The organism is Xenorhabdus hominickii (genome assembly GCF_002632725.1).
GTDB classification, from domain to species: Bacteria; Pseudomonadota; Gammaproteobacteria; order Enterobacterales; family Enterobacteriaceae; genus Xenorhabdus; species Xenorhabdus hominickii.
Window position 1 is genome coordinate 159,363 of record NZ_NJAI01000007.1, and the last position, 4,440, is coordinate 163,802.

The 4,440-nt window shown below is 36.2% G+C and carries 5 protein-coding genes and 1 tRNA gene; 4 read left to right on the forward strand and 2 right to left on the reverse strand.

Translation table 11 applies throughout. From position 1 onward, the window contains the following. Positions 1-159: 159 nt before the first annotated feature. Positions 160-519 carry an antiterminator Q family protein gene (locus tag Xhom_RS19640; RefSeq protein WP_069316147.1) on the forward strand — a complete coding sequence of 120 codons (360 nt, stop codon included), beginning with the start codon at positions 160-162 and terminating at the stop codon, positions 517-519. On the opposite strand, the gene Xhom_RS19645 is transcribed toward Xhom_RS19640, so the two are convergent. Together Xhom_RS19645 and Xhom_RS19650 are read right to left on the reverse strand one after the other, a co-directional pair. After that, positions 516-1,727, reverse strand: coding sequence for a hypothetical protein (locus Xhom_RS19645; protein WP_069316146.1), 1,212 nt, complete (start codon positions 1,725-1,727; stop codon positions 516-518). The genes Xhom_RS19640 and Xhom_RS19645 overlap by 4 nt on opposite strands. A gap of 32 nt (positions 1,728-1,759) precedes the next feature. Beyond that, complete coding sequence (locus tag Xhom_RS19650) at positions 1,760-2,869, reverse strand: nucleoid-associated protein (RefSeq protein WP_069316145.1); 1,110 nt, start codon at positions 2,867-2,869, stop codon at positions 1,760-1,762. Between the two features lie 178 nt (positions 2,870-3,047). Here Xhom_RS19650 and Xhom_RS19655 point away from each other — a divergent pair, with 178 nt between their 5' ends. The 3 genes from Xhom_RS19655 (at position 3,048) to Xhom_RS19665 (ending at position 4,427) form a co-directional block, all read left to right on the forward strand. Then, positions 3,048-3,362 carry a hypothetical protein gene (locus Xhom_RS19655; protein WP_069316144.1) on the forward strand — a complete coding sequence of 105 codons (315 nt, stop codon included), beginning with the start codon at positions 3,048-3,050 and terminating at the stop codon, positions 3,360-3,362. Between the two features lie 211 nt (positions 3,363-3,573). Continuing rightward, positions 3,574-4,296 (forward strand): Thoeris anti-defense Tad2 family protein, encoded by a 723-nt coding sequence (locus Xhom_RS19660; protein WP_069316143.1) that lies wholly within the window; start codon positions 3,574-3,576, stop codon positions 4,294-4,296. A 55-nt stretch (positions 4,297-4,351) separates the two neighbouring features. Continuing rightward, a tRNA-Phe gene (locus tag Xhom_RS19665) sits at positions 4,352-4,427 on the forward strand. Positions 4,428-4,440: the final 13 nt, after the last annotated feature.

A 4,440-nucleotide genomic window follows, 5' to 3' on the forward strand; every position in this document is an offset into this window, starting at 1 on the left:
GGCCGCCTATGCGTGTGCCAATAAAAATTTACTGGCGAACAACGATATTGAAAAGGTGAGCGTCAGATACCCCGATCTGGGGGATTTTAACGACCTGCTACAACAGGGTTGTCAAGCCAGAGAACGGGAATTTGTGAAAAAGCAGCAGGAGACAGCATAATGCGTGATAACGATATCCACTATCTGCTAGAGAAGTGGGGAGCATGGGCTGCGGCAGATAATAGCGGTGTAGATTGGTCACCAATAGCAGCAGGATTCAAGGGGCTGTTACCATCCACCAATAAATCACGGCCTCAGTGTACAGATGATGAAGGGATTATGGTTGATGGCTGTGTTGCTAGGTTGAAGAATCATCGGCCTGATGAATATGAACTGCTGATATTACACTATGTGTATGGTGTATCGCTAAGAAAGATAGCGAAGCGGCGGAAGTGTTCAGATGGAACGGTGAGAAAGGATATTCAAACTGCTTTAGGATTTATTGAAGGTGCAGCTTGTATGATTACTGGATGGAATTAAAATATTTTATATAGGAATATTCCTATAGCAACGAAGGTTGGTACCCAAGATAGAAATTTAAAAAAACGAATTGTTCTGCGGCATATTCGTTGGTTATTATTTAGCTCATCAAGAGCATTTTTAATATCTACCTTTAAGTCTTCTGGGTACCTTATTGATTCTGTATTAAATGGTTTAAATGCAATATCTTTAGCATGACAAATTCTAAAAAATTGCTTCTCTTGGTTAAATAAAATAAGAAAAACAAAAATGGAAGTTAATATTATCCCTGATAAAATTACAAGAATTTCATAAGAATTGGTTAGCTTGAAAATACCCAGCGATGCGAGTAAGGATACCGGTAATGATAACACCTTATTTGTTAATTCATTTGTGATTTTTGAAATTTTTTCTGCAAACTCAGCTTCAGCGGTAGCTACTTCTTTTCTGGCTTTGTGAAATGAAAAGCCGCTCATATATGTAGAAAGGTTGTTTTCAAAAAGGTGAATAAAGTCAGGCCATTTTTGGATTAACATTTCAAATGTATAATCTTTTTCTGATATAAACTCTACTAAAGTATTTCTGAATATACCTATTTTTTCTGCATAATGAGGCATTGTAGAAGAGTCATTAGTTATAATGTTTTTTAATACACCATCATCTATATGGTCACACTCAAGCATTTTTTCAGAAAAAGATGTTTCTAAAGCTATTGAGGTTGATTTTGCATCTGAATTTCTCACAAAGACGAGGCGATAATTATTGAGTTCACTTTTGGTATCATGAAAATGGGCTATTTCTGCAAGTGATTTTATTATTGAGCAAGTTTTTTCTATTTTTAAAATGAAATCAGGTTTTTTATCATCTTGAGAGCAATAATCTATGGATGCTATATAATAATTATTAGGCATGGTTCCTTTTTTAATGGAATTGATACCTATAAATTCTTTTTCTTCCCTGTAAAATCTTTCTGCGCCATTATTTTTTGGTGTAATAAATGTATAGGAAATGGAACCTTCTGTAAGGGAAAGAATATCGTCTTCTTCAATATGCTCACCATCAAGCTCAAGGTCTTCAAAAGAACCAAAGCTTCCCTTGGCTTCAATGAGAGATGCGATTAGCTTATGGACATTGTCAGTTAATTCAACAGTTGCAGAAAAAGAGCGACCATCAAAACTTGGTTTTGAAGATGCTCTGTATAGCTCCACAATTGTGGAAAAATTTGCCATTGTTAATCCTGTTCATCTCTTAATTTTTGATTTTATTTAAGATTTTTACTTATTTTTGTTCTAAATTCCGCAGGAAGATTTGTGAAAGCTAATATCCCAGTATCCTCATTATACCAAACATCATCATCCGCCGTAGAGCCCAATAATGATTTTTCAAAATTAAAACTGAGATCTGAACCTTTATAAATGACATTTTTGATCTTTTTTAGTGATTTTTGGCTTACAACAAACTCTACAGGTATTCTTATTTCCTCACTATTAAGATGTTTCATCAATTCTGAAATTAAATCCTTTCTAGCTTCAGAATCAATATATGTCATATGCGATGTAGCAATAGATTCAATATCGCTAAGTTTAGCGGATTTTTCGCTTTTTGATTGCTCATCAAGATATTCAATGACTTGTTGTCTAAACTTGGATGCGTGTTCTTTCAGCTCTGTTTTTGATAAAAAAAACTTTTTAACTTCACTGGGGAGTTTTGTTGTTGCTCTTGCTGATGCCATGCCTTTATCACACCCTATTGCTGCAATAAAGTAAGCTGAAGCCGATTGCCCATTCCCCTTACATACAAAACTTAAATAGCTAAGGTCTGTTTTTTGAATTTCATCGGCATTTTTATATTTTTCATAAAGAGAGAAATTTATCCTAGCGGCTTGGTTTATTTTTGTTAAGTCAAGATGAATCATATCTTCAGGCTCTAAAGCTGGACTTATTGTCACTCCGTCCTTTTTCTTTATCATGGAAATAAGGAAAAAACGGCAGTCATTGACAAAATAATCGCAAAATACAATAAACCCACCAGATGACCAAGGTTCTTCTTTAGCTCTTTTTACAAACTCCCTCATAACTTCATGGGATAGAGAAACGAACAACTCTGCGGTACAGTCTTCTGAACGGTAGTAGTCATCAAATTTTGATGGGATAAATTCTTCATCCTGTTCTGATTTAAAAACTCCATAATGAGCTGAGTTTCCTTTTGTGCCGTATAGATCAGATATTTCTTTAATGAGTTTTTCAACCGTAGGATTCGTTTTATCAAGTGTGCTACGCCTTAGGTTATACGGATGAGAAAAATCAAAATCTTTCTTTGCTTCTTTTATAAGCTCATGAACTATAACGTACTTGATGATAGGAGAGGCCATTTTAAACCCTTATAATTTATACATCTATGTGCATAGTGCAAGAAACTGAGGAAAGCATACAAAAAAATTAACGCGTACGCAAAAATCATGATATCGTGATAAGAGTGAAAACTATGTCACACAGCTTATTAACTTCAGACCTCGCCTCGGCGGGGTTTTTTGCTATCTGGAGGCATGAATGTCTGCACCAATCACCGAATCTTTAGTTATCCGTCCTGCATCTGAACAACCCACGCCGGATATGAACGGCAAAGAGGTGCTGGTCTTGAATCCTTGCGATGGCTGGCACATTGGTTATGTCAATTTCTGGGATGGAGAATACAGCGGTATCTACCGATGGATAGGTGAGGAGTTTGAGCCTCGATATTTCTACGTCGCATGGGCGTTACTGCCGGATGGCTTGAAAATGGGCGATGCTTTTGAAGACCAGAGTGCGACACCAGAAGAACATGATCGTTACTGGGCGGCAAGAAAGATGCCGAACGGGAAATAAGTTTTCTGCCAGCACCAAACTTCAAATATACAACTCACTGAATCACGCACTCGACCAATAGACAGATTTTATAATACGCCACCCTATTTTAAAGCGTATTAATTCTGACGATGGTTATTCAATTGAGATAAAAATCTAACCTAAGTAATATTAACTGGCAATTTAGCAGTAGGATGAAATGACCTTTAACGAATAATAAAGTGAGGGATTTATGTCTGAAGTTAATAAGCTGGATAATAAACAATGTCCGTTTGATCCTGAGCAATATAAAGAGAAAGTTGAGATTAATAATATAGCACCAACTGGCTCTTTTCCGTGGGCGATGATCCAGTTATATTTAGGGTATCCAGTCCGTCGCAATGGCTGGAATGATGAATATATAAAGCTTGTCCCAGGATCAACAAGTAAGGATGGAAAAATTATTCCACCTCAGGTTTGGATGATTAATAAAAATGATGAAATAATTTGGACTCCAACACAAGAAGATTTAATGGCATGTGATTGGTTTGCTAGTATGCTAGCTTTTGAGGTCAAACTAGGAATTGATTCAGATAATAATGAGTGGGGGTATTCAAAAGACGATTATGAAAGCCTACATATTATTTATAATACAGTGAATATTACAGATATTCCCCGGTTTGCTTGGATTGAATATAAGGATGATCCATCTAGCAACCAAATTTCTTGGTATGTTGCTGCGGCAAATAAAGAAAACCTTCAGAATATAATTAATCTATTTGATAATAAAGATCTCTATATAACTGTTGATGGTAATACTTATAATCTTGGCTTGTCAGTAGAGGATGTTGGAAGTGGTGAAGCTGGATATGAATATAGTTATGGTTTTACGCATGTAAGCGCTGGAGCACAAAAATTAAGCTCTGTAATGAAACAAACAGGTAAAACTAAACGTTTCTATTGTTACTGGAGTTAAACTAAATCTACACACTAAATTCAAGGCTGCGCATGGCGTGGCCTTTTTCATTTCTGGAACTTTGGCGTAGAGGGTTCGCGCGGATGCCTGAAGAGCATTAGGACTCGGTTCGATTCCGAGAGGTTCCACCAAATTATATCGAAG